At 65.3% G+C, this 23211-nt stretch carries 21 protein-coding genes; 13 read left to right on the forward strand and 8 right to left on the reverse strand.

All coding sequences use genetic code 11. The annotated features are described in order from the left end of the window. Positions 1-61 precede the first annotated feature (61 nt). Both K359_RS0113035 and K359_RS0113040 read right to left on the reverse strand, forming a co-directional pair. Positions 62-634 carry a cob(I)yrinic acid a,c-diamide adenosyltransferase gene (locus K359_RS0113035; RefSeq protein WP_029079746.1) on the reverse strand — a complete coding sequence of 191 codons (573 nt, stop codon included), beginning with the start codon at positions 632-634 and terminating at the stop codon, positions 62-64. A gap of 157 nt (positions 635-791) precedes the next feature. Beyond that, positions 792-986: a twin transmembrane helix small protein gene (locus tag K359_RS0113040; protein WP_029079747.1), complete on the reverse strand. Its 195-nt coding sequence runs from the start codon at positions 984-986 to the stop codon at positions 792-794. A gap of 166 nt (positions 987-1152) precedes the next feature. Here K359_RS0113040 and K359_RS0113045 point away from each other — a divergent pair, with 166 nt between their 5' ends. After that, complete coding sequence (locus tag K359_RS0113045; protein ID WP_371261153.1) at positions 1153-2013, forward strand: YihY/virulence factor BrkB family protein; 861 nt, start codon at positions 1153-1155, stop codon at positions 2011-2013. Here the strand turns inward: K359_RS0113045 and K359_RS0113050 are convergent. Then, positions 1940-3253, reverse strand: coding sequence for an ATP-binding protein (locus K359_RS0113050; RefSeq protein WP_029079749.1), 1314 nt, complete (start codon positions 3251-3253; stop codon positions 1940-1942). The genes K359_RS0113045 and K359_RS0113050 overlap by 74 nt on opposite strands. 134 nt (positions 3254-3387) lie before the next feature. After that, positions 3388-4257, reverse strand: coding sequence for a tRNA glutamyl-Q(34) synthetase GluQRS (gene gluQRS / locus K359_RS0113055; RefSeq protein WP_029079750.1), 870 nt, complete (start codon positions 4255-4257; stop codon positions 3388-3390). A gap of 175 nt (positions 4258-4432) precedes the next feature. Between gluQRS and K359_RS0113060 the strand changes: the two genes are divergently transcribed. Both K359_RS0113060 and K359_RS0113065 read left to right on the forward strand, forming a co-directional pair. After that, the gene (locus tag K359_RS0113060) at positions 4433-5086 is read left to right on the forward strand and encodes a DNA-3-methyladenine glycosylase (protein ID WP_029079751.1); all 654 of its coding nucleotides are present in this window, start codon (positions 4433-4435) and stop codon (positions 5084-5086) included. 164 nt (positions 5087-5250) lie between these two features. Further along, the gene (locus K359_RS0113065) at positions 5251-6813 is read left to right on the forward strand and encodes a glycosyl hydrolase family 17 protein (RefSeq protein ID WP_035976540.1); all 1563 of its coding nucleotides are present in this window, start codon (positions 5251-5253) and stop codon (positions 6811-6813) included. A gap of 44 nt (positions 6814-6857) precedes the next feature. On the opposite strand, the gene K359_RS0113070 is transcribed toward K359_RS0113065, so the two are convergent. Next, complete coding sequence (locus K359_RS0113070; RefSeq protein ID WP_029079753.1) at positions 6858-7745, reverse strand: LysR family transcriptional regulator; 888 nt, start codon at positions 7743-7745, stop codon at positions 6858-6860. Positions 7746-7950: 205 nt separating this feature from the next. On the opposite strand from K359_RS0113070, the gene K359_RS0113075 reads away from it, so the two are divergent. The 5 genes from K359_RS0113075 (at position 7951) to K359_RS51820 (ending at position 14689) form a co-directional block, all read left to right on the forward strand. Next, a complete protein-coding gene (locus tag K359_RS0113075) occupies positions 7951-8922 on the forward strand; it encodes a nitronate monooxygenase family protein (RefSeq protein WP_029079754.1) in 972 nt (323 codons plus the stop codon). Between the two features lie 24 nt (positions 8923-8946). Beyond that, positions 8947-10464: an acyl-CoA synthetase gene (locus K359_RS0113080; RefSeq protein ID WP_029079755.1), complete on the forward strand. Its 1518-nt coding sequence runs from the start codon at positions 8947-8949 to the stop codon at positions 10462-10464. A gap of 107 nt (positions 10465-10571) precedes the next feature. Continuing rightward, positions 10572-11657 (forward strand): DUF2855 family protein, encoded by a 1086-nt coding sequence (locus tag K359_RS0113085; RefSeq protein WP_029079756.1) that lies wholly within the window; start codon positions 10572-10574, stop codon positions 11655-11657. A 101-nt stretch (positions 11658-11758) separates the two neighbouring features. Next, positions 11759-13546, forward strand: coding sequence for an NAD(P)/FAD-dependent oxidoreductase (locus K359_RS0113090; RefSeq protein WP_029079757.1), 1788 nt, complete (start codon positions 11759-11761; stop codon positions 13544-13546). 132 nt (positions 13547-13678) lie between these two features. Next, positions 13679-14689: a peptidyl-alpha-hydroxyglycine alpha-amidating lyase family protein gene (locus tag K359_RS51820; protein ID WP_051346109.1), complete on the forward strand. Its 1011-nt coding sequence runs from the start codon at positions 13679-13681 to the stop codon at positions 14687-14689. A gap of 172 nt (positions 14690-14861) precedes the next feature. Here the strand turns inward: K359_RS51820 and K359_RS0113100 are convergent, their stop codons facing one another. Then, complete coding sequence (locus tag K359_RS0113100; RefSeq protein ID WP_029079758.1) at positions 14862-16622, reverse strand: chloride channel protein; 1761 nt, start codon at positions 16620-16622, stop codon at positions 14862-14864. Between the two features lie 190 nt (positions 16623-16812). On the opposite strand from K359_RS0113100, the gene K359_RS0113105 reads away from it, so the two are divergent. From K359_RS0113105 to K359_RS0113125, 5 genes are all read left to right on the forward strand, one after another. Beyond that, positions 16813-17370 (forward strand): HNH endonuclease, encoded by a 558-nt coding sequence (locus K359_RS0113105; RefSeq protein WP_029079759.1) that lies wholly within the window; start codon positions 16813-16815, stop codon positions 17368-17370. Between the two features lie 216 nt (positions 17371-17586). Continuing rightward, complete coding sequence (locus K359_RS0113110; RefSeq protein WP_029079760.1) at positions 17587-18060, forward strand: MarR family winged helix-turn-helix transcriptional regulator; 474 nt, start codon at positions 17587-17589, stop codon at positions 18058-18060. A 2-nt stretch (positions 18061-18062) separates the two neighbouring features. Continuing rightward, positions 18063-20114 carry an FUSC family protein gene (locus K359_RS0113115; RefSeq protein WP_029079761.1) on the forward strand — a complete coding sequence of 684 codons (2052 nt, stop codon included), beginning with the start codon at positions 18063-18065 and terminating at the stop codon, positions 20112-20114. Next, positions 20111-20317, forward strand: a complete 207-nt coding sequence (locus K359_RS0113120) for a DUF1656 domain-containing protein (protein WP_029079762.1) — start codon at positions 20111-20113, stop codon at positions 20315-20317. Before K359_RS0113115 ends, K359_RS0113120 begins: the two co-directional genes overlap by 4 nt. Beyond that, positions 20314-21180, forward strand: coding sequence for an HlyD family secretion protein (locus tag K359_RS0113125; RefSeq protein WP_029079763.1), 867 nt, complete (start codon positions 20314-20316; stop codon positions 21178-21180). The genes K359_RS0113120 and K359_RS0113125 overlap by 4 nt, the downstream gene beginning before the upstream one ends. Before the next feature lie 79 nt (positions 21181-21259). Here the strand turns inward: K359_RS0113125 and K359_RS0113130 are convergent, their stop codons facing one another. Together K359_RS0113130 and K359_RS0113135 are read right to left on the reverse strand one after the other, a co-directional pair. Next, a complete protein-coding gene (locus K359_RS0113130) occupies positions 21260-22126 on the reverse strand; it encodes a tetratricopeptide repeat protein (RefSeq protein ID WP_029079764.1) in 867 nt (288 codons plus the stop codon). 37 nt (positions 22127-22163) lie between these two features. Next, positions 22164-22817 carry a FecR domain-containing protein gene (locus K359_RS0113135; RefSeq protein WP_245284590.1) on the reverse strand — a complete coding sequence of 218 codons (654 nt, stop codon included), beginning with the start codon at positions 22815-22817 and terminating at the stop codon, positions 22164-22166. Positions 22818-23211: the final 394 nt, after the last annotated feature.

Below are 23211 nucleotides of genomic sequence, written 5' to 3' on the forward strand. Positions count from 1 at the left end.
GGTCCCGTACCCCCCGGTCAACGCGGCAAAGCCAAAAAACCGTCCCCGGTTTTGAACCAGTTTAGCGGTTCTGACCCGGCACCCACAACACGTCTCCGGCTCCCTTGTTGTTCTGGAAGCGGCTGGCAACGAACAGGAAATCCGACAGCCGGTTCATATACTGGATGCCAGCTTCATTGACCGGCTCGTCGGGCCGGGCAGCGAGTTCCACCATCATGCGTTCCGCGCGGCGACATATCGTCCGGGCCAGATGCAGATATGCAGAAGCGGGTGTCCCGCCGGGCAGCACGAACGAAGTCAGCGGCGCGAGCTGGTCGTTCAGGCTGTCGATATCGCGCTCGAGCCGCTCGACCTGGCTCGCCAGCATCCGCAGACGCTCAGTCTTGCCCTCGCGCTCGGGCACCGCAAGGTCGGCGCCGAGATCGAACAGATCGTTCTGGATCCGGCCGAGCATCGCATCGACATCGGGGCTATCGGCCAGATGCAGCCGCACCACGCCGATCGCCGCATTGGTCTCGTCGACCGTGCCGTAGGCAGCAACGCGCAGATCGTATTTCGGCCGCCGCTCGCCGGAGCCGAGCGCGGTGGTGCCGTCATCGCCGGTGCGCGTGTAGATCCGATTGAGAACGACCATGGTTGGCTCCGGTGTTGTCACCTCTCCCACAGGGAGAGGTCGCGAGCATCTTGCGAGCGGGTGAGGGGATGCGGTCTAACGACGGACCTGAATCCCTCACCCGGATCGCCGATGGCGATCCGACCTCTCCCAATGGGAGAGGTGAAGGTTAGCGCATCTACCGCCCCATCGCCCAGACCACGACCATCGCGATCACGATGGCGACGAACTGGAACAGCACGCGCAGCCGCATCAGCTTCTGCGACGTGTTCGGCGAGCCGCCCCTCATCATGTTGACAAGGCCGAGCAGCAGCACCAGGGCCACGGCGCCGACGGCGATAGGAAGAACGATCATGCTGAGGACGGATGTCATCTGCGGTACATAACACCGCATGGATCGGACTTCCACACAGCTGGGCCATGCAACCAACTGGCTTTTCAATGCGTAATATTGGATGCTGGACCGGTTTTCGGACCGAGCCGTCGTCGACAATGCCGGGTGGAATGTGAAGCAGCTTCGTTACGTCACCCATGTCGTGATGGATGCCTTTTACACGTTCCTCGCCGATGACGGCTGGGCGATCGCGAGCCACATCGCGCTGTCGACCCTGATGGCACTTTTTCCGTTCCTGATCGTGCTGACGTCGCTGGCCGGCTTCTTCGGCTCCAAGGAGCTTGCCGACCAGGCGGTCGGGCTGTTGCTCCAGGTCTGGCCGGAGCAGGTCGCCGAGGCGCTGTCCGACCAAATCCACGACGTTCTGACCAACACCCGGGGCGACATCCTGACCATCGGCGCGGTGCTCGCGGTCTACTTCGCCTCCAACGGCGTCGAGGCGCTGCGGGTGGCGCTGAACCGCGCCTATGCCGTGATCGAACCGCGGCGCTGGTACTGGCTGCGGCTGGAATCGATCGGCTACACCCTGGTCGCGGCGTTCACCTCGCTCGCGATGGCATTCCTGATCGTGCTCGGCCCGCTGATCATCGAGGCGGCGCGGCGCCATATTCCGTTCTTCGTCGAATCGAACGAGAGCCTGCTCAACACCGTGCGTTACGGCATCACGGTGCTGGCGCTGGTCGTGGCGCTGTTCATCCTGCATGCCTGGCTGCCGGCGGGGCGCCGCGGCTTCACGCAGATCCTGCCCGGCATCATCTTCACCGTGGTGGCGTCGCTGGTCTCCGGCATCGGCTTCGGCATGTACCTGGCGCGCTTCGCCAACAACTATGTCACGATGTATGCGGGGCTCGCCTCGGTGATCATCGCGCTGGTGTTCCTGTATTTCATCGCCGCGATCTTCGTGTTCGGCGGCGAGCTGAACGCGGCAATCATTAAGTCGCGGTTGCCGCACGGCGTGTCGCTTCAAGCAGCGCAGTCGCTAGCGCCCGCGGAGAAACAGGCTTGACCAGGAAGGCGTCGGCGCCGGCAGCGCGCGCCGCGGCCTCGTCCTCGGCACGGCCGGAAATCCCGACAATCACGATACGGCCGTGCGGCGGCGGCAGCGCGCGGATGCGCTTGATTGCCTCGACGCCGTTGATGCCCGGCAGCACCATATCCATCAGCACGGCGTCGAAGGCGCCCTGCCCAAGCCGATCAGGCGCGGCTTCGCCTTGGCCAACGAATTCGGCGTGGTGACCGAGCTCGGTCAGGATCGTGTTGAGCACGACGCGACCGAACGGATTGTCCTCGACGCTGAGCAGCCGCAGCCCTTGCGACAGCAGCGCCGCCCCGCTTTGGCCCGGCGCCGCGCCGACCGGCCCTTCGGCGCGCGCCAGCACCACGTTGAGCGTGAAGATGGTGCCGCCGCCCGCGCGCTGGGCCGCGACTATGTCACCGCCCATGGCGCGCGCGAGCTGCCGGACCGAGGACAGGCCGAGCCCGGCGCCGCCGAACCGCGAGGCGATCGAGACGTTGGCTTGCGAGAACGGCCGGAACAGGCGCTTGACCTCTGCCAGCGTCAGGCCGATGCCACTGTCGGAGACCGCGAAAGCGACGCCGAACCTGCCGCCGCCGATCTTGCCTTTGGCGGCGCGCACCGGCGCGACATGCAGCTCGATGCTGCCCTGCTCGGTGAACTTGACGGCGTTGTCGATCAGGTTTTCCAGCGCCGCACGCAGTCGGACGGGATCACCGACCGCAAACGCCGGCAGCTTGCTGGAGACCTCCACCGAGGCCTGCAGCCCCTTGGCCGCCGCGCGGCCGGCCAGCGAATCCCCGGCAAGGCGCGCCAGCGCACGCAGATCGAAAAAGTCCTGCCGGATCTCGAGCCCCGGCCCCTCGTTCCGGGCCGCATCCACGAACAGGGTCGCAAGGCTCGCCAGATGCTCGGCGCCGGCCTTGATGGTATCGACCCAGCGCCGCTCGCGCTCACCGAGATCCGATGTCGCGAGCAGATTGCTGATCGCGAGGATTCCGGTCAGCGGCGTCCGCACCTCATGGGCAAAGGCGGCGAGCGCGGTCTCGACCATGCTGGGAGCGGCATTCGCGGACGGCTTCGGCGCGGCCCGCTTGCGGCGCGGCTTGGTTGCGGTCTTGGCGGCAGTTTTGGCTGTGCTCTTGGCGGAGCGCGTTTTTGCGGCGCGCGTCTTCGGCGGCACCCTTCCGGATGGCCGCGTACTGCGCCGTACGCGCGATTTTGACGCCATGGTCTCCGTGATCCCCGCCCCTGATCGCAACATGGCATGCCAGGCGTGCCGGAGTCACGGCGGCGTTTGCGGCTTTCCTGAGCAAAGCGGCACGATGGTAACCCGCTTACTCGCGATCGAAATTCGGTCGGGATCTACGGCAGGCCGACCAGGCGGCGGATGTCGGCCGGGCTCGCCCCCGCCGCCCGCAGCTCGCGCAGCCCGGTCGCCTGGGTCGATTTCGACAGTTTCTGGCCGGCGGCGTCCGGGATCAGCCGGTGGTGCCGGTAGGCCGGCGCGGGCAGGTCCAACAGTTCCTGCAACAGCCGGTGCACGCTGGTCGACCAGAACAGGTCAACGCCCCTGACCACATCGGTGATGCCTTGCAGGGCGTCATCGATCACGACGGAAAGATGGTAGCTGGTTGGGGTTTCCTTGCGCGCCAGGATCACATCGCCCCAGGCCTTCGGCCGCGCTGCGACGTCACCGCGCTCGCCGGCCGGCCACTCGCCCGCTTCCCGCCAGCGCAGGCTTCCGGCGCGCACGCACGCGGCCGCCATGTCGAGCCGCAGCGCGAATGGCGCGCCCTGCCCAACCAGCCGGTCGCGGTCCTCGGCCGACAGCGATTTGGCCGCCCCCGGATAGAGCGGCGCGCCATCCGGATCGCGCGGCCATGCACCACCGGACTCCCTCTCCGCGACCAGGCGCGCGATGTCGGCGCGGCTCTCGAAGCTGGGATAGATCAGCCCCTGCGCCGACAGCCGGTCGACGGCCGTGCGATAGGCTGAAAAATGCTGGGACTGCCGCCGCACCGGGGTTTCCCAGCCGATGCCGAGCCAACCGAGATCCTCGTAGATCGCCTGCTCGAACTCCGGACGGCAGCGCGTCGCATCGATGTCCTCGATGCGCAGCAGGAAACGTCCACCCGACTGCCGCGCGAGGTCAAAGTTGAGCAGCGCCGAATAGGCGTGGCCGAGATGGAGATAGCCGTTCGGACTCGGCGCAAAGCGGAAAACTGGTGGCATGGCGTTTGGTCGTAGGTCATTGCCGGGCTCGACCCGGCAATCCTTGTTTAGGCATGATCTTTCCGGAAAACCGGCTTCCACTTTCCCGGATCATGCGGCTGGACAAGACTCTGTTACGATAGGAGATGGATGCGCGGGTCAAGCCCGCGCACGACAAGTCGATGCAGATCCCGCAATGCTGATCCATCTCGAAACCCAGGCCGACCTCGACGACGCGATCCACAAGCTGGTCGCACAGGACCGCCGCCTGCGGCCGATCCTCGAACTGACCGGCATGCCGGCGATCCGGCAGCGCGAGCCGGGCTTTGCCGGGCTTGCCGCGATCATCTGCGGCCAGCAGCTTTCGACCGCGAGCGCGGCGGCGATCTGGGGACGGGTCAGCAAGGCGTTCGACCCGTTCCACCATGATGCGATCCGCAAGGCGCGGGCCGACCGCCTCGGCCGGCTCGGGTTGTCCGCGGCCAAGATCAAGACCCTGAAGCACATCGCCCGCGAGCTTGCCGAGGAGCGGCTGAACCTCGACGTGCTCGCCAACGAGGATGCCGATGCCGCGCACAACACCCTGACCGCATTGCCCGGGATCGGCCCCTGGACCGCAGACGTCTATCTCCTGTTCTGCCTCGGCCATGGCGACGCGTGGCCCGCCGGCGACCTCGCCGTGCAGGAAGCGGTCAAGGTCGGGCTCGGCCTGAAGGAACGGCCGACGCCGAAGCAGATGGCGCCGCTTGCGGAGCCGTGGCGCCCGCTGCGCGGCGCCGCCGCCCATCTGTGGTGGGCGTATTATCGCGTGCTCAGGAATCGCGAAGGCGTGATCGCCGGCGCAAAGTAGGGCGCAAAAAAACGCTTGCCGTGTGATCGCGTGGTATATCATCAGTAGACCAATACTTTATCAATTTGACGGCCTCGCGCATTTTGCACGCCCAACACATCCTTCCTGCAAGGAGGACCGACCTGGTTTCTCTCCGCACTCCGCTGACGCTTCTCCTGCTGTCCCTGGCCGCCATCGCCGCGGTGTGGTGGTGGCTGGGCATACCGGTCAACCTGGTGCGGGCACCGATCGATCCCAACGACAAGGTGCAGTGCATCTCATACGCGCCGTTCCGCAACCACCAGACGTCGCTTTCGCAGACGACGCAGGTGTCGAAGGAACAGATCGCGGAAGATCTCGCCCAGCTTGCCAAAGTATCCAACTGCATCAGGACCTACGCGAACGATCTCGGCCTCGATCAGATTCCCGAACTCGCGGCCAAGGCGGGACTGAAAGTCATCCAGGGCATTTTCCTCGACCGCGACCGCAAGAAGAATGCAACGCAGGTCGAAACGGCGATCCGCCTCGCACGGGAATATCCGGAAACCATCATCGCGCTGGTGGTCGGCAACGAGGTCCTGCTGCGTAAGGAAATGTCGGCTTCCGACCTCGCCGCCCTGATCCGCTCGATCAAGGCGCAGGTCAGCGTCCCCGTCACCTATGCCGACGTCTGGGAATTCTGGCTGAGCAATCGCGAACTTTCCGACGTGGTCGATTTCGTCACGATTCATATCCTGCCCTATTGGGAGAACATTCCAATTCCGGCGGAGCGTGCCGCCGCCCACGCTGACGAGATTCGCCGGCAGATCGCGGCGGTTTTTCCGGGCAAGGAGATCCTGATCGGAGAATTTGGTTGGCCGAGCGAGGGGCGCATGCGCGAATCAGCGCTGCCGTCGCGCACCAATCAGGCGCGGGTGGTGGCGGAGGTACTGGACCTCGCGCGGCGCGAGCATTTCCGCGTCAACCTGTTCGAGGCCTATGATGAAGGATGGAAGCGGGAGATCGAAGGCACGATCGGCGGAACCTGGGGCCTGTTCGATTCCGAAGAGCGCGCGCTGAAATATCCGGCGGGCGTGCCGATCAGCAATTTCCCGCGCTGGAAGCTGCAAATGCTGGGCGGAATGGCGCTGGCGATCCTGGTGTTCGGCGCGGCATGGCTGACCTCACGCCGCAAGCCCGAACAACCCGGGCTCGCGTCATGGCTTACGGTCGGCGTATCGGCGACGACAGCCGGAATCCTGTTCGGGGTGGCCGCCCAGAAGATGGTCTATGAAAGTTACGGAACGGGTGGCTGGTTGCTGTGGGGCTCACTGCTGGCGGCGGCAACGGCTTCGCCGGTGCTTGGCGCCAACGCCCTGATGTCGGGTCGCACATCGCCGAGCTTCCTGGAATTGTTGGGTCCGAAGGGCCACCATACTGAATCGGTGCTGGTGACCCTGCACGGATTGGCCTTGATGGTCACCGTCGTGATCGGCACCGCGGCCGCGATCGGCCTCGTGTTCGACCCGCGCTTCATCGATTTTCCCTTTGCGTCGCTCACCATGGCGGTTGTGCCCTTTGCGGCGATCACGCTGCTCAATCCTCCCGCGAAAGGAATCCGTCCGCTCGCGGAATCGATATTTGCTGGCATTTTTGCCGTGGCGGCGATCTATGTCGGGCTCAACGAAGGTCCGGAGAACTGGCAGTCGCTGTGGACGTGCGCCGCCTTCTTGCTGCTTGCGGCAACGCTGTGGCGGGCGCGTGCCTGAGAACGGCAAAGCGGTCCGAAATGCAGCCACCTCTCACCTACCTTCTATCCGCGCAACCTCACCCGGTCCTCGCGCGCGGAAGCGGTGACGAAGTCGAGTACCGCGCGCACCGCGGGGAGTTCGACAAGATCAGGGTGCGCAAGCAGCCAGATGTCGGCCACGCTGAACAGCTTTTGCGGTGCGACGCGCACCAGATCGGGATAGTCGGCTGCGACAAAGCACGACAGCGCGGAAATTCCGAGCCCGGCCCGCGCCGCGGCGAGCATGTCGCCCTGCGACGAGCACCGCATCACCACCGATCCCTGCCGCGTAATGGCATCGCTCCAGCGCGCCAGGCGCTCATTGGAGGCTCGATCGGCGAAGCCGATGATGCTGTGTCCTTTCCACTCGTCGCGCCGTTCGGGCAGACGCCGCCCCGCGGCGTAGTCGCGCGAGGCAAAGAAGCCGGTGCCGAGACGGCCGATCTTGCGGCCGATCAGATTCTCGTCGCCGCTATCCACCGGCCGCAGCACGACATCGGCCTCGCGGCGGCGCACGCTGGCCGGAAACGGATGGGTGATGATTTCGAGCTGGATGTGGGCGTGGGCACGGAGAAACGGACCGAGCCGCGGCATCAGCCAGTGCGAGGCCAGCGTCGCACCGATCGACAGCTTGACCACGCCGCGCGCCTGGGCGCCGGTCGCCGACACCGCGGCTTCGGCGCGCAGGGCCGCCGCCGCCATGGCCTCGACATGCTCGCGGAATTTGCGCCCCTGCGATGTCAGCGAAAGACCGTCATTGGATCGCGCGAAGAGGCGAACGCCGAGCTGATCCTCCAGCTCGGTGACCTTGCGACCGACCGTCGGGTGGCTGGAGCGCAGCCGGCGCGCTGCGGCCGCGAAGCTACGGGTTTCCGCAACCGCGACGAAGGTCTTGCAAAGGTCCCAGTCCATCGGCTCCCCCACGGCAATGCTGCGACCGTCCTGTTCACTCTTGACGAGCTGTCTGTTCAATATTGAACGGCCCGGCGATGCCGTCCAGCTCTATAATGCACAGCAGCAAGCGCAGGCCAGCGGCTCCGCCCGGCCCGACGCGCTCAAATCAACATCAATGAACGCGCCCCGGCCCTGGCCGGCCTCGCGACAAGGGAGGATCCGAATGCCGTTGCCTGCTTCGCTCGCCAACAAGCTTGAACTGCCGGTCGTCGGCTCGCCACTGTTCATCGTCTCGGGGCCGGAACTAGTGATCGCGCAGTGCAAGGCCGGCATCGTCGGCTCATTCCCGGCGCTGAACGCCCGCCCGGTTGAGAAGCTCGACGAGTGGCTGACGCAGATCGAGAACGAGCTCGGCGAGTACCAGGCGCTGCATCCGGAGAAGAAGGTCGCGCCCTACGCCGTCAACCAGATCTGCCACGCCTCCAACGACCGACTGATGCGCGACATGGAAACCTGCGTGAAGCACAAGGTGCCTGTGATCATCACCTCGCTGCGCCCGCCGTCCGAGATCGTCGAGGCCGCGCATTCCTTTGGCGGCGTGGTGTTCCACGACGTCATCAACGTCAAGCACGCCCGCAAGGCCGCCGAGCAGGGCGTCGACGGATTGATCCTGGTCTGCGCCGGCGCCGGCGGCCATGCCGGCACGCTGTCGCCGTTCGCGCTGGTGCGCGAGGTCAAGCAATGGTTCAAGGGCACGATCCTGCTGTCGGGTGCGATCTCCGACGGCTGGAGCATCGCATCCGCGCTCGCGCTGGGCGCCGATCTCGCGTATGTCGGCACCCGCTTCATCGCGACCGAGGAAGCCAATGCCGACCTCAGGTACAAGCAGGCGCTGACCGAATATGCCGCCCACGACATCGTCTATTCGAACCTGTTCACCGGCGTGCACGGCAACTACCTCGGACCGTCGATCGCAGCCGCAGGCCTCGATCCGGCCAATCTGCCGGTCGCCGACAAATCCACGATGAACTTCGGTTCCGGCGGCAACACGAAGGCCAAGGCCTGGCGTGACATCTGGGGCTCCGGCCAGGGTATCGGCCAGATCGTCGACGCCCCGCCGGTCGCCGAACTGGTGGCGCGGCTGAAGGCGGAGTACACCGAGGCGCGCAGCGACTTCCTGCGAGCCAGCGCCTGACGACGACCGCCTGGAGAGAATGGCATGATCATCAGCGGCGACCGACAGATCAGCTATGGCGAGATTCACGCCCGCATCGCGCGGGCGGCGACCGGCTTCCGCGCGCTCGGCGTGCAGGGCGGCAAGCCGGTCGGCATGATGCTGCGCAATGACTTCGCGCTGTTCGAGGCGGTCGCCGCCGCGGCCGCGCTCGGCAGTCCGGTGGTGCCGATCAACTGGCATCTGAAGGCCGACGAGGTCGCCTACATCCTGTCCGACAGCGGCGCCGACACGCTGGTCTGCCATGCCGATCTGCTGCCGCAGATCCGCGACGGGTTGCCGCCGGGGATCAAGCTCCTGGTCGTGACGACGCCACCGGAGATCGCCGCGGCCTATGGCGTGGCGCCTGCATCCACGCGCGTGCCCGACGGCATGACCGATTGGGATATTTGGCGTGAGACGCATCAACTGCTCGCCGACGCGCCGATCGGCGCGGCGCCGATGTTCTACACCTCCGGCACCACCGGACTGCCGAAGGGCGTCAAGCGCAAGCCGATGCGGCCGGAGCAGCAGGCGGCGGCCGCGCGCGTCGGCGCCATCACTTACGGCGTCAAGCCGAACGAGGGCCAGGTGATCCTGATGAATGGCCCGATGTACCATTCGGCGCCGCACTCCTATGGAATGCTCGCGTTCCGCAACGGCTGCGCGATCGTGCTCGAGCCGCGCTTCGATCCCGAGGATCTGCTGCAACTGATCGAGCGCCACCGCGTCACGCACATGCATATGGTCCCGACCATGTTCGTGCGGCTGCTGCGCCTGCCGGAAGAGACGCGGCACCGCTACGACCTGTCGTCGCTGCGCTTCATCGTCCATGGCGCGGCGCCCTGCCCGGTCGACGTCAAGCGCGCGATGATCGAATGGTGGGGACCGGTGATCAACGAATATCTCGGTTCGACCGAGACCGGCATCCCGGTCTGGCACTCGGCGGCGGAAGCGCTCGCCAAGCCCGGCACGGTCGGCCGCGCCATCGAGGGCGGCATCGTCAAGATATTCCGGCCCGACGGCACGCAATGCGACGTCGGCGAGCCCGGCGAGATCTTCATGCGCCAGACGACGGCGTCGGATTTCGATTATCACGGCAATGCCAAGGCCCGCGCCGAGGCCGACCGCGACGGCCTCGTCAGCGTCGGCGACGTCGGCTATCTCGACGCGGACGGCTATCTGTTCCTGTGCGACCGCAAGCGCGACATGGTGATCTCGGGCGGCGTCAACATCTATCCCGCCGAGATCGAGAACACCCTGATCGGCATGGAAGGCGTCCGCGACTGCGCGGTGTTCGGGGTTCCCGACGACGAATATGGCGAGCGGCTGTTCGCCTGCGTCGAGCCGGAAGCGGGCGCAGCACTCTCGGTTGCAGCGATCCAGGATTTCTTGCGCGGCAAGCTTGCCAATTTCAAGGTGCCGAGAGACATCCGCTTCATGGACGCGCTGCCGCGTGAGGCGACCGGCAAGATCTTCAAGCGCAAGCTGCGCGACCTCTACCGCGAAGGACAGCTTCGCTGAGCGAAATGACGGCGACGCCGAACGGCGTTTGAAACTTTGTTGCTGTTGCAAAAGGCCGGCAATCGACGCGACGATGCCGGCGCTCATCCGAGGCCGGGATCATCGCCATGAACTCCACCGACTTCATCGTCATCCGCAACGACCTGCAGCAGTGCAAGGTGATCGAGACGGAGCTCCCCGACGCCGCGGCGCTGCCGGCCGACGCGCTGCTGGTCAAGGTCACCCGCTTCGCCTTCACCGCCAACAACATCACCTACGCCGTGATCGGCGAGCAGCTGAAATACTGGCAGCTGTTCCCGGCGCCTGACGGCTACGGCATCATCCCGGTGTGGGGCTTTGGCGAGGTGCTTGCCTCGAAGCATCCGAACGTCACGGTCGGCGAAACCCTGTTCGGCTATTTCCCGATGGCGACCCATCTTGTCATCGAGGCCGCCGACGTCAGCAAGCGCGGCCTGCGCGATGGAGCCGCACACCGGCAGGAGGTCTCGCCGGTGTATAACGCCTATGCCCGGGTCTCCGGCGATCCGACCGATGCCGGCCGGCAGGGCGATTTCCGTGCACTGCTGCTGCCCTTGTTCATGCTGTCGTTCCTGGTCGACGACTTCCTGGCCGAGAACGAATTCTACGGCGCCCGCCGCGTCATCCTGTCGTCGGCCTCGAGCAAGACCGCGTTCGGCCTCGCCCATCTGCTGCACAGAAGGGGCATCCGGGTGATCGGGCTGACCTCCAAGGGCAATGTCGATTTCGTCAGCTCGCTCGGCTGTTATGACGAGGTCGTCACCTATGACCAGGTCAGCGCGATCCCGCCGGCCGAGCCGGTCGCCTATGTCGACATGGCCGGCAACAGCGCGCTGCGCGAAACGCTGCACCGGCACTTCGGCGCGCAGATGGTCTATTCCGGCCGGGTCGGGCTGACGCATCGCGCCAACGAGCCGGACGAACCTGCGCTTCCCGGCGCCAAGCCGGTCTGGTTCTTCGCGCCCGACCAGATCCGCAAGCGCGCCAAGGAATGGGGGCCCGGCGGCATCGATCAGCGTTTTGGCGCCGCCTGGACCGAGCTCGTGCCGCATTTGCCCGATTGGCTCGAGGTCGTCGAGCGGCGGGGACCAGCCGCAGTGCGCGAGGCCTATCTCGACACCCTGCAGGGCCGGGTCCCGCCCGATCAAGGCTTGATCCTGTCGCTGGCCGAATAGGCGATATCCCGTCACGCCCTTTCTGCAGGCCTTCGGATAGGTATAGGCTTTGCGGCAATGGGAACGCCGTCACCAAGACGGCCGATGACGAGAGACGCTCAATGCTCGACAAGACGGACGATATTTCGGTCGCCGCCGACAATTGGCTTGTGCAGTTCGAGGATGCGCTGGCGAGCCCCGAAGATGTGCTGCTGAAGCCGCTGTTCCATCCCGACAGCTATTGGCGCGACGTGCTGGCGCTGAGCTGGAACATCCAGACCGTCAACCGCGCCTTCGCGATCCTCGAGGAGATGCCCGCGCATGCCCGCCGCAGCACGCCGAGCAATTTCCGCATCGACGCCGAGCGCGCCGCGCCACGCCGGGTGAAGCGCGCCGGCACCGATGCGATCGAGGCGATCTTCAAGTTCGAAACCGCTGTTGGCCGCGGCCACGGCATCGTGCGGCTGGTCCCCGATGCGGCCGATGTCGATCGGTTGAAGGCCTGGACGCTGCTGACGGCGCTCGAGGAGTTGAAGGGCTTTGAAGAGCAGCAAGGTCATACGCGGCCGCGCGGACAAGCCTATTCCCGCGACTTCCGCGGACCCAACTGGCTCGACCTGCGCAAGGCAGCCGCCGAATATGCCGACCACGACCCCGACGTGCTGGTGGTCGGCGGCGGCCAGGCCGGGCTTGCGATCGCCGCGCGGCTGCAACAGCTCAGGATCGACGCGCTGATCGTCGACCGCGAGGCGCGCGTCGGCGACAATTGGCGCAAGCGCTATCACGCACTCACCCTGCACAACCAGGTGCAGGTCAATCATTTGCCCTACATGCCGTTCCCGCCGAACTGGCCGACCTACATCCCGAAGGACAAGCTCGCCAACTGGTTCGAATCCTACGTCGACGCCATGGAGCTGAACTTCTGGACCGGCACGGAGTTTGTCGGCGGCAGCTATGACGACGCACAGGGACGCTGGACCATCGAGCTGCGCCGCGCCGACGGCACGATGAGGAAAATGCAGCCGCGCCATGTCGTGATGGCGACCGGCGTCAGCGGCATCCCCAGCGTGCCCGACATCCCGGGCTTGAAGAACTTTGCCGGCAAGGTGCTGCATTCCAGCGGCTACGAGGACGGCGAGCATTGGGCCGGCAAGCGGGCGCTCGTGATCGGCACCGGCAACAGCGGTCACGACATCGCGCAGGACCTGCACTCCTCCGGCGCCGAGGTCACGCTGGTGCAGCGCTCCTCGACGCTGGTCACCAATATCGAGCCGTCCGCGCAGCTTGCCTATGCCGCCTACAATGAAGGCTCGCTCGAGGACAATGATCTGATCGCGACCTCGATGCCGTTGGCGCTCGCCAAGCGCAGCCACGTGCTGATAACCGAGCAGTCGAAGGAGCTCGACAAGCCGCTGCTCGACGGCCTCGCGCGCAAGGGCTTCAAGCTCGATTTCGGCGAGGGCGGCACCGGCTGGCAGTTCAAATACCTGACCCGCGGCGGCGGCTATTATTTCAACGTCGGCTGCTCCGATCTCGTCGCGGGCGGCGCCGTCGCTCTGAAGCAGTTCTCCGACATCGAGACCTTCGTGAGCGAAGGCGCGCGGCTGAAGAACGGCGAGACGGTTGCGGCCGACCTCATCGTGCTCGCGACTGGCTACCGGCCGCAGGAAGAGCTGGTGAAGAGACTGTTCGGCGAAGCCATGGCCGCGCGCGTCGGCCCGATCTGGGGCTTTGGCGACGGCCAGGAGCTGCGCAACATGTACACCCGCACGCCACAGCCGGGCCTCTGGTTCATCGCCGGCAGCCTCGCGCAATGCCGCATCAACTCGCGCACCCTCGCGCTGCAGATCAAGGCGATCGAGGAAGGGCTGTTGCCACGCGATGTCGGGCCGGTGGCGAGGCTGACCTAACCATCCACCGTCATTCCGGGGCGCGCGCAGCGCGAACCCGGAATCCATTGGGCCACAATCTCTGCGGAGAAATGGATTCCGGGCCTGCGCTTCGCGCATCCCGGAATAACGAGAAGAGAGAGAGGAACAAAAATGCCAACCATCCTCGGCACCGGCGAGCATCGCTACCGCGTCGTTGAGAACTTCGCGAAGCTACCCGACGGCTGGAGCCTGACGGATGTCGCCTCCGTCGCGGTCGACAGCAAGGACCGCGTCTATGTCTTCAACCGCGGCGAACACCCGATGGTGGTGCTCGACCGCGAGGGGAATTTCATCAGGAGCTGGGGCGAAGGCCTGTTCTCGCGCGCCCACGGCCTGCACATCGACGCCGACGACCATCTCTATTGCACCGACGACGGCGACCACACCGTGCGCAAGTGCTCGACCGACGGCAAGGTGCTGCTGACGATCGGCATCCCGAACAAGCCGGCGCCATTCATGAGCGGCGAGCCGTTCCATCGCTGCACCCATACCGCGCTGTCGCCGAAGGGCGATATCTATGTCTCCGACGGGTACGGCAATGCCTGCGTCCACAAATACACGCCTGACGGAAAACTCATCAAGACCTGGGGCGAGCCCGGCACCGATCCCGGCCAGTTCAACATCGTGCACAACATCGCGACCGACGCCGACGGCTGGGTCTATGTCGCCGATCGCGAGAACCACCGCGTCCAGGTGTTCGACGGCAACGGCAAATACGAGACGCAGTGGAACAATCTGCACCGGCCTTGCGCGCTGTGTTGCTGCGGCGGCGGCACGCAGCCGAAATTCGTGATCGGCGAGCTCGGCCCCGGCATGGCGGTCAATCGCAAGGTGCCCAATCTCGGCCCGCGGCTGTCGATCGTCGACCACAAGGGCAACCGGATCGCCCGGCTCGGCGGCGAGCACGGCCCGGGCGTGGAGACCGGAAAATTCCTGGCGCCGCACGGCATCGCACTGGATTCACGCGGCGACATCTATGTCGGCGAAGTCGGCGTCACCGACTGGAAGACCAGCTTTCCGGACACCGAGATGCCGGCTGCCGTGCGCGTGACGCGGTGTTTGCAGAAGCTGGAACGGGTGACGGCGCAGCGCCGGCCCGCTTACTTATCCCCGTCATGCTGAGGAGCGCGGAACGCGCGTCTCGAAGCATCGACGGCCCCCGCCGCCGCAGCTCGGCCGGGCATCCTTCGAGGCTCGCTGCGCTCGCACCTCAGGATGACGGGTCTGATAGATTGCGACGGACAGAGCCTCACTCCCGCTTGCTGCCCGACGCCTCGGCTACCCCCCACCGAAATCAGATCTCGCCGATCACCTCGCGGCGGCGCAGTTCGGATTCTTCCGCATAGCGCCGCATCGCGTGCGCTTCGGTGAGCAGGCCGATCGGCCGCCGGTCGCCATCGCCCTCGACCACCGCGAGCGATTCCGCTTCGGCCGCGTCGAACACCGCGATCGCTTCCTGGACGTTCATGCCGGGATGCAGCATCACGTCGGCGTAGCGCAGAATGCCGGCGAGCCCCTTGTCGGCCTCGAGATCGGGCGCATGCGCTTCGGCGACCAGCGCAAGGCCTGCATAACGTCCCTCGCCGTCGATCGCGACAACCTGGGTCTTCGACCCCGGTGGAAATTCCTCGCGGAACGCCTCGATCGGCATCGCGGCGTCCACCGTTATCATGTCCCGCCGCATCATCTTGCCGACCGTCAGATCCCGGATCCAGCCGATATCGGCGGCGCTACGAATGGTCTCGCCGCGCAGATGCAGTCGCCAGGTCGCGAACGAATAGCCGAACAACTCGCGCGTGATCGTGGTCGAGATGATGACCGCGACCAGCACCGCAGTGGTGAGCCAGAGGTCGCCGGTGGATTCCAGCGCGATGAACGACATCGTCAGCGGACCGCCGATCACCGAGGCCGACAGCGCGCTCATGCCGATCACCGCATAGGCGTTGGGATCGAGATTCAGCCCCGGCCACACGATGTCGACGCCGGCGGCGAACAGCCGGCCGCCGAGCGCGCCCATGAACAGCGTGGCGAAGAACAATCCGCCGCGGAAGCCGGAGCCGAGCGAGACAATCGAGGCCACCGCCTTCAGCGCGAACACGCCGGCGATGAAGGCAAGCGGCATCGACACGATGCCGGCAAAACGCAGCGCGCCATGGCCCGACGACATCACCTGCGGCGTCAGCAGCGCCATCGCGCCGACGGCAAGCCCGCCGATCGCCGGCCGCAGCGGCGGCCAAAGCCTCGTTTTGGCGAGCAGCGCCTCGCACAGCGTCACGCCACGCATGATCGCAATGCCGGTCAGGGCCGCGACCATGCCGAGCAGCGCGGCGATCGCGAGGTCCCGTCCGAGCACGTCGCCGACGGTTCCGACACCGACACCGAGCGGCAGCGGCTCGAAGGCATGGGCGACGAAGTAGCCGGTCACCGCCGCCACGCCGACCGGGGTCAGGCTCGCCGGCGTGTAGCCGCCGATCACAAGTTCGAAAGCGTAGAACGCGCCAGCGAGCGGGGCGCTGAAGGCGCCGGCGATCGCCGCCGCAGCGCCGCAGCCGACCATGATTCGCTGGTCGTTGCGGCGGAGGTGGAAGCCGCGGCCGAGCGAGGCGGCCAGGCCGCTGGACAATTGGGTGTAGCCGGCCTCGAGCCCGACCGAGCCGCCGATGCCGCTCGACCAGATCGTCTGCAGCGCCACGATCACGCTGCCGCGGAACGACATCCGACCGCCATAGAGCGCGTTGGCCTCGATCGGGTCGATCTCGCGAGCCGGCCGGACCCGGAGCAGCAGAAGAAAGGCAATGCCGAGCAGCAGGCCGCCGATTGAGGGAACCAGCAGTGCGCGCAGCGGATCGATGCTGGGTTGGCTCGACAACCGGTCGCCCAGCGGCAGATTGAACAGCACCGAATGCAGCACCGTGACCAGGCTGCTCATCACCGCCACCACGAGGCCGCCAATGGCGCCGATCAATACCGCGAGCACCACGAGGCTCGTCTCGTGCGCGCGTACGAATGCGCGCAACCGGCGCGGCGCCTCGAGATAGCTTGACGTCGTGGTCATCGGCAGGGTCCGTCACTGGCCGACACGGCCTTGCGCTCCCTTTACGGGCCTCGCGGGCGGGAGGCAATCGGGGCAGGAACATGGCAGTGCGCGGCGGATAAGCCGCTCATTGCTCTTCACAATCCCGTCACGCTGCCTGTAGTATGTGAGTGCATGCTGCTTCGCAGCTAATGGGAGTCAGGAGCGTTATTTGAACGCACATGTCTCGCAAGGCGGTTGGCCGGTGCTGGTCTTGAATGCGGACTTCCGGCCGCTGAGTTATTACCCGCTGTCGCTCTGGTCCTGGCAGGACGCGATCAAGGCGGTGTTCCTCGATCGTGTCAACATCGTCGAATATTACGACCGCGCGGTACGAAGTCCTTCCTTCGAAATCCAGCTGCCCAGCGTCGTATCTCTGAAATCCTTCGTCAAGCCGACCACCCACCCCGCCTTCACCCGGTTCAACGTTTTCCTTCGCGACCGATTCAGCTGCCAATATTGCCTGTCGGCCGACGACCTCACCTTCGATCACATCATTCCGCGCAGCAAGGGTGGCCAGACCACCTGGGAGAACGTCGTCGCCGCCTGCTCGCCCTGCAATCTGCGCAAGGGCAATCTGACGCCGCAGCAGGCCAGGATGTTTCCGAAGCAGACGCCCTACGCACCCACCGTGCATCAGCTGCACCGCAACGGCCGGCTGTTCCCGCCGAACTATCTGCACGAGAGCTGGCTCGATTATCTCTACTGGGATACTGAGCTCGATCCGTAGCGGATACGGCGCGCGGACGTTCCGACGAAATTCACACGAAAACAAGCTGATCGTGGGCGCCATGGCTGCTGCCGCGAATCCATGAATTTTCTTCGAGCATGTCTGACACCATAAACCTCTGTCCTCGCCGCAGAGTGCGTTCGCTTTTGCGTGATCGACGGAGATATTCTGGGGAATATGATTGCAGCCTAATCATTAGTATCCTATCTAACTGACATGGCTCCGTCGCAAGCTCATATCCACGCCGAAATCGGGCTCCTGATCACCCGGCTTGGGCGGATCTGGCGCCGCGAGTCGGATCAGGCGCTGTCCGATCATGGCCTGTCGGACGCGACTGCGATTCCGCTGCTGGTGCTGTCGCGGCAGGGAGAAAACGTCCGGCAGGGCGTGCTCGCCGATGAATTGGGTATCGAGGGGCCTTCGCTGGTGCGGCTGATCGATTTGCTCGCGAGCGAGGGCTTGGTGGAGCGCCGCGAGGATCCCACCGACCGCCGCGCCAAGACGCTGCATCTCACCGCCAGCGGCCAAGCCAAGGCCGCGGACATCAACCGTATCATGCGCCGCGTGCGGACCAGCCTGCTGAAGGATATCGACAGCGAGAAACTTGCGATAACCTTCGAGACGCTCCAGCGCATCGAACAGCGTGCGAGCCGCCTGCAGGACGCGAAAACTGCCGCAGAGGCGAAATAGTCATGCGCGCGGAAGAGCCGTTCCTGGTCCGCCACGCGGACCTGATCTTCGCTTTGAAGACGTTCGCCGCGTCGATGCTGGCGCTTGTCATCGCACTGGCGATCGATCTGCCGCGGCCCTATTGGGCAATGGCGACGGTCTATATCACGTCACAACCGCTCGCCGGCGCGACCAGCTCGAAGGCGTTCTTCCGCGTGATCGGCACCCTGGCCGGCGCGAGCATGACGGTCGCCATGGTGCCGAACCTAGTCGATGCGCCGGAGCTGCTGTGCCTTGCGATCGCGCTCTGGGTCGGGCTCTGTCTTTATCTGTCGCTGCTCGACGGCACGCCGCGCAGTTATATCTTCATGTTGGGCGGATATACTGTCGCACTGATCGGCTTTCCGTCGGTGGCCGACCCGGGCAGCATCTTCGACGTGGCGCTGGCGCGGGTCGAGGAGATCTCGCTCGGCATCGTCTGTGCGAGCCTGGTGTCGACCGTGGTGTTTCCCCGCAGCGTCGCGCCTGCGGTCGGCGGCCGCGTCAGGAGCTGGCTGTCGGATGCGCGCGGTCTGTCCCGCGACGTGCTGCTTGATCGCGGGACCGGCGAGACGCGCCGGGCTCAGCGCCTCCGGCTTGCAACCGACATCGTCGAGATCGATACGCTCTCGACCCATGTCGCCTATGACCGGCTGGCCGACGCCAGCACGGTCCGTGGCCTCGGTGAGGTCCGGCTGCGCATGCTGATGCTGTTGCCGATCATCACGTCGATCGAAGACCGGCTCGCCGCACTCGGCGAGGCGGCGCTGCAAAGACAGCCGGAGCTCCGGCATCTGCTCGACGATCTCGCCGCATGGATCGTGGACGACGATCGCCAGCGGCAATCCGGCGAGCAGATCCGCGCTGCAATCGCCGAGCGGCAATCCGCGCTCGACGGCGTCGCGCCGCGGGAGCGCATTATCACGATCAGCCTGCTGCTCCGGCTGCGCGAGCTCATCGACATCTCGGCCGACTGCCGCGCGCTGGGCGATGCGATTTCGGCGGGCCAGGAGATATCCACCATCCCGCTGGCGTTCCACCCGGAGTCGGGGGCCGCGCCGGTCCGCCATCGCGATCACGGCATGGCGCTGTGGTCGGCCGCCGGGGCCGCAGTGGCGATCCTGATCTGCTGCGGCCTGTGGATTGCGACCGGCTGGCCCGACGGCGCCTCGGCGCCGATGATGGCGGCCGTCGCCTGCTCCTTCTTCGCCGCGCAGGATGAGCCGGCGCGCAGCATCCGGGCCTTCGGCCTGTTTTCGCTGGTCGCGATCGTCGTGGTCGCGGTCTACCAGTTCGCGCTGGTGCCGGGCATCACCCATGTCGAGGTGCTGATCGCCGCGCTGGCTTCGACCTTCCTCCTGTACGGCTTCCTGATCGCGCGGCCGAAAACCGCGCCAATCGGCTCGGCTCTCGCTGTCAACACCGCAACGCTGCTCGCGCTGCAATCGACCTACAGCGCGGATTTTGCCAGTTTTGCCAACTCGTCCGTCGCTTTCTTCCTCGGTATCGTGATTGCCGAGATCGTGACGCGGATCGCGCGCGGCGTCGGCGCCGAATGGATCGCCAGGCGGCTGACGACGTCGAGCTGGCAGACGCTGGCGGTCGCGGCCGAGCGGCGTGGCCACGGCGATCGCGCGCAGTTTGCCGGCCTGATGCTGCATCGGCTCGGACTCCTGGCCCAGCGCGTCGCCTTCATCTCCGAGAGCGACCGCCGCGATACCGACAGCCTGGTCCAGCTGCGCATCGGGCTCAACATCATCGATCTCAGGCGGGCCCGTTACGGCCTCGCCGCATCGACCGTGCGCGCCATCGACGACATGCTGGACGACCTCGCGGCGGCGTTTCGCGGCCATGCGGACGCGGCAATGCCGACCGGACTGCTGTCATGCATCGATGCGGCGCTGACCGCGGTCGTCAAGGATTCCAACGCGGGCGCGCGGGACGATGCATTGCTCGGCCTCGTCGGCATCCGCCGCGGCCTGTTTCCGGATGCGCCGGCGTATCGATCGCAGCCCGAGGAGAGTTTTGCTGCATGAGATATGAGCTCGATATCTACGGTGTCCTGGTCCCGGCGCTGCTGCTGTGGCTGATCGTGGCCTATGCGCTGAGCGTCATCGTGAGCCGGATCATGCAGCGCTTCGGGCTGTACCGGCTGGTCTGGCACCGCGCACTGTTCAATTTCGCCCTTTACGTCTGCCTGCTCGGCGTTGTCGTCTATCTCTCGGAGTTTCTGCCATGAAGGGGAATTTTGCCTGGCTTGGCCGGGTCGCGCTGACCGCGATCGCGCTGGTTGTCGCGCTCGCCGTCGCTCGCGCGCTGTGGGTCTACTACATGGAGTCGCCGTGGACCCGTGACGGCAAGGTCCGCGCCGACGTGGTTCAGGTCGCTCCCGACGTCTCCGGCTTTGTCACCGATGTGCTGGTCAAGGACAATCAACCGGTACATCGCGGCGATATCCTGTTCCGGATCGATCGCGCGCGCTTTGCCCTGGCGTTGCAGCAGGCCGATGCTGCGGTCGCCGGCCATCACGCGACGCTGGATCAGGCCGATGCCGACCTCAAACGCTACAGCGCGCTGACCACCGATGCGGTGTCGCAGCAGAAGCAGGAGCAGGTGCTGGCCACGCAGCTCCAGGCCAAGGCCGCCTATGATCAGGCGGTCGCCGATCGCGCGGTCGCGCAGCTCAACCTTGATCGCAGCGAGGTGCACGCATCGGTCAACGGCACCATCACCAATATGGATCTGCGGCCCGGCGCCTATGTCAGCGCGGGCAAGGGCGTGATGGCGCTGGTCGACACCGATACGCTGCATGTCGAAGGCTATTTCGAAGAGACCAAGCTCGCGCGCATTCGCGTCGGCGACAAGGCGCAGGTCCGGTTGATGGGCGAGCCGGTCCGGCTCACCGGACATGTCGAGAGCATTGCGGCCGGCATCGCGGACCGCGACCGCACGGAAGGCGCGAACCTGCTCGCCAACGTCAATCCGACCTTCAGCTGGGTTCGGCTCGCGCAACGCGTTCCCGTGCGCATCGCGCTCGATCACCTGCCGGATCGCATCGCGCTGGTCGCCGGCCGTTCGGCAACGGTCGAGATCATGGACTAGCCGGCCGGGCGGGCCGCACCGGCGTGGCGGCGTCAAGCGGACCACCCGCGCTTGCTGTGCCTCTGTCGGCCAAGTTCGTCTATTGCACGCCGTAGCGTGCAAAATCGTCGCCGATGCTGCCCTGGATCGCCTTGGCCGCCGAGATATCGCCATCGCCGCCGGCCTTGTCGCCCTGCTTCAGCTTCGCCAGTCCGCGTCCATAGAGCGCGCTTGCGAGCTTCGGGTCGATCCGGAGTGCGGCGCTGTAATCGTCGATCGCCGAGCCGAGCTGGCCCGTCTTCAGATAGATCAGGCCGCGCGAGTCGTAAGTCGCGGCATTGGCCGAACCCGATTGCAGGGCCTTGTTGCAATCCTCCAGCGCCGCCTGCAACGCGCCGAGGACGGCCCGGCTCCAGCAGCGTCCGTTCCATAGGCCTTCGAGATTCGGCTCGAGGCGAATGGCCTGATCATAATCCTGCGCTGCGTGGGCATAGTCATTCGTCTTCAGGTAGGCTTCCGCGCGATTGGCGAAGGCCTGGCCGTAGTTCGGGTTGAGCTTGATCGCCTGATCGAAAGCCGCAGTCGCAAGCTCGTATTCGTGTTTCCTGAAATGGGCCACGCCGCGGTTGTTGAACGGCTTGGTGTAGGTCGGATTGAGCTCGATGGACCGATCGAAATCCTGGATAGCGCGGTCGTAATCTCCCTGGGCGGCATAGGCGTTGCCACGGTTGTTGTAGGCGATCGCCAGACCAGCCGTCGTCATGTCCTGCCCCGCATCGATCAGCGCAGTGCATCCGCCAATGCGCGCGTCGAGCGGCGCGCGGTCGCGGCCGCTGCACAGTTCGACATTCCGCAGATAGTTGTCCTTTGGCTTCGGCTTCTGCGCGATCGCCGGCCAGGCGGAGAGCATCGCAACGAGAAGCGATATCAGGCTGACAATTGCGCCGGCGCTTGCACGAGGTTTCATGTCGGCCCTTGCATGCTCGAAAAGGCCTGCACCTGCCCTAGCATCCTCGACAGATGTTTGGATTAAACTTGTGGAGGGGGTTTTGCTCAGGTTGCTGCGTCGTTCGGGTCCCGGTCTTCCGGACCTTGCTCTTGCCCTCTTCAACGAGCGTGGCGAACTTCACAGTGCCATCCTCAGATATTTCGATGCGTGGCGTGGTGCCTCGAATGCCCATCGTTGCGACGGGGGTGTCGATCTTCATGTCGCCGGTCTTCGCAATGTTGCCGGCAACAAAGGTGAACGTTCCATTGGTCAGTTTGAGCAAGGTCGAGTTTGACTTGCCGTTTGGATCGTACACGAACTCGGTCATGGCCATTTTGGCGTTGCTCGACAGATTGAACGAGGTGCCGTCGGTGAAGTTGATCCCCACCCGCCCGTCGGCTCCGGTCTGCACCACATCGCCCAGATAGACGGGGTCGCCAACCTGCGTCTGAGGCAGTTTGTCAGGCAGCCCCGCCTGAACGACGACGGCACTCACGTGTTCGATCGTGACCGAACCGGTGGCCGCCACGACTCTCCCGATGAATTTCGATTGAGAAGTCTGGACCGCGGGCTGGGCCGGCTCGGTTTGCGCCTGCACCTGGCCGGGCACAAAAGTTGCGAGCGCCAGGACGAAGCTTGCAAGCAATTGAACAATCAAATGAATGCGCACGATCCCCTCCTTTGAGAAGATTTTGTCGTGTCGTGGCTCGATGGTGATCGGAACCGCCGGGCCGAGACCGCAGGGCCTTGAGTGCCAGATGAGCTACCGAAAACAGGCATAAGTGCCTGACGCAGTTCGATTAAAAATTAATAAGTGGACAATTTACTCAGTAACTATACTATTAATTTTGCGGGGCTGCACGCGCGATAAAGGACAGCTGTTCTGCCATTTTCGCCATGGCTCTCCGCTACTTGGAGTTCGATTTTCACTACCGAATTTAGTTTCAATCAGGACGTTTCGGCGGGCAAGCCTATGGCTGCTGGCGCGAGGATTTTTCACCTCGCGGCGAGCCAAACCAAAAAACTACGGCACCGCGTTCCGGTCTGAGCTGCTCAACAGGCGA

Source organism: Bradyrhizobium sp. th-b2 (genome assembly GCF_000426785.1).
GTDB classification, from domain to species: Bacteria; Pseudomonadota; Alphaproteobacteria; order Rhizobiales; family Xanthobacteraceae; genus Bradyrhizobium; species Bradyrhizobium septentrionale.

Excerpts from the sequence above, each read along its gene's own strand:
- K359_RS0113035 (WP_029079746.1), bottom strand. The coding sequence starts at position 634 with ATGGTCGTTCTCAATCGGATCTACACGCGCACCGGCGATGACGGCACC.
- K359_RS0113040 (WP_029079747.1), bottom strand. The coding sequence starts at position 986 with ATGACATCCGTCCTCAGCATGATCGTTCTTCCTATCGCCGTCGGCGCC.
- K359_RS0113045 (WP_371261153.1), top strand. The coding sequence starts at position 1,153 with ATGGATGCCTTTTACACGTTCCTCGCCGATGACGGCTGGGCGATCGCG.
- K359_RS0113050 (WP_029079749.1), bottom strand. The coding sequence starts at position 3,253 with ATGGCGTCAAAATCGCGCGTACGGCGCAGTACGCGGCCATCCGGAAGG.
- gluQRS (WP_029079750.1), bottom strand. The coding sequence starts at position 4,257 with ATGCCACCAGTTTTCCGCTTTGCGCCGAGTCCGAACGGCTATCTCCAT.
- K359_RS0113060 (WP_029079751.1), top strand. The coding sequence starts at position 4,433 with ATGCTGATCCATCTCGAAACCCAGGCCGACCTCGACGACGCGATCCAC.
- K359_RS0113070 (WP_029079753.1), bottom strand. The coding sequence starts at position 7,745 with ATGGACTGGGACCTTTGCAAGACCTTCGTCGCGGTTGCGGAAACCCGT.
- K359_RS0113075 (WP_029079754.1), top strand. The coding sequence starts at position 7,951 with ATGCCGTTGCCTGCTTCGCTCGCCAACAAGCTTGAACTGCCGGTCGTC.
- K359_RS0113080 (WP_029079755.1), top strand. The coding sequence starts at position 8,947 with ATGATCATCAGCGGCGACCGACAGATCAGCTATGGCGAGATTCACGCC.
- K359_RS0113085 (WP_029079756.1), top strand. The coding sequence starts at position 10,572 with ATGAACTCCACCGACTTCATCGTCATCCGCAACGACCTGCAGCAGTGC.
- K359_RS0113090 (WP_029079757.1), top strand. The coding sequence starts at position 11,759 with ATGCTCGACAAGACGGACGATATTTCGGTCGCCGCCGACAATTGGCTT.
- K359_RS51820 (WP_051346109.1), top strand. The coding sequence starts at position 13,679 with ATGCCAACCATCCTCGGCACCGGCGAGCATCGCTACCGCGTCGTTGAG.
- K359_RS0113100 (WP_029079758.1), bottom strand. The coding sequence starts at position 16,622 with ATGACCACGACGTCAAGCTATCTCGAGGCGCCGCGCCGGTTGCGCGCA.
- K359_RS0113110 (WP_029079760.1), top strand. The coding sequence starts at position 17,587 with ATGGCTCCGTCGCAAGCTCATATCCACGCCGAAATCGGGCTCCTGATC.
- K359_RS0113115 (WP_029079761.1), top strand. The coding sequence starts at position 18,063 with ATGCGCGCGGAAGAGCCGTTCCTGGTCCGCCACGCGGACCTGATCTTC.
- K359_RS0113120 (WP_029079762.1), top strand. The coding sequence starts at position 20,111 with ATGAGATATGAGCTCGATATCTACGGTGTCCTGGTCCCGGCGCTGCTG.
- K359_RS0113125 (WP_029079763.1), top strand. The coding sequence starts at position 20,314 with ATGAAGGGGAATTTTGCCTGGCTTGGCCGGGTCGCGCTGACCGCGATC.
- K359_RS0113130 (WP_029079764.1), bottom strand. The coding sequence starts at position 22,126 with ATGAAACCTCGTGCAAGCGCCGGCGCAATTGTCAGCCTGATATCGCTT.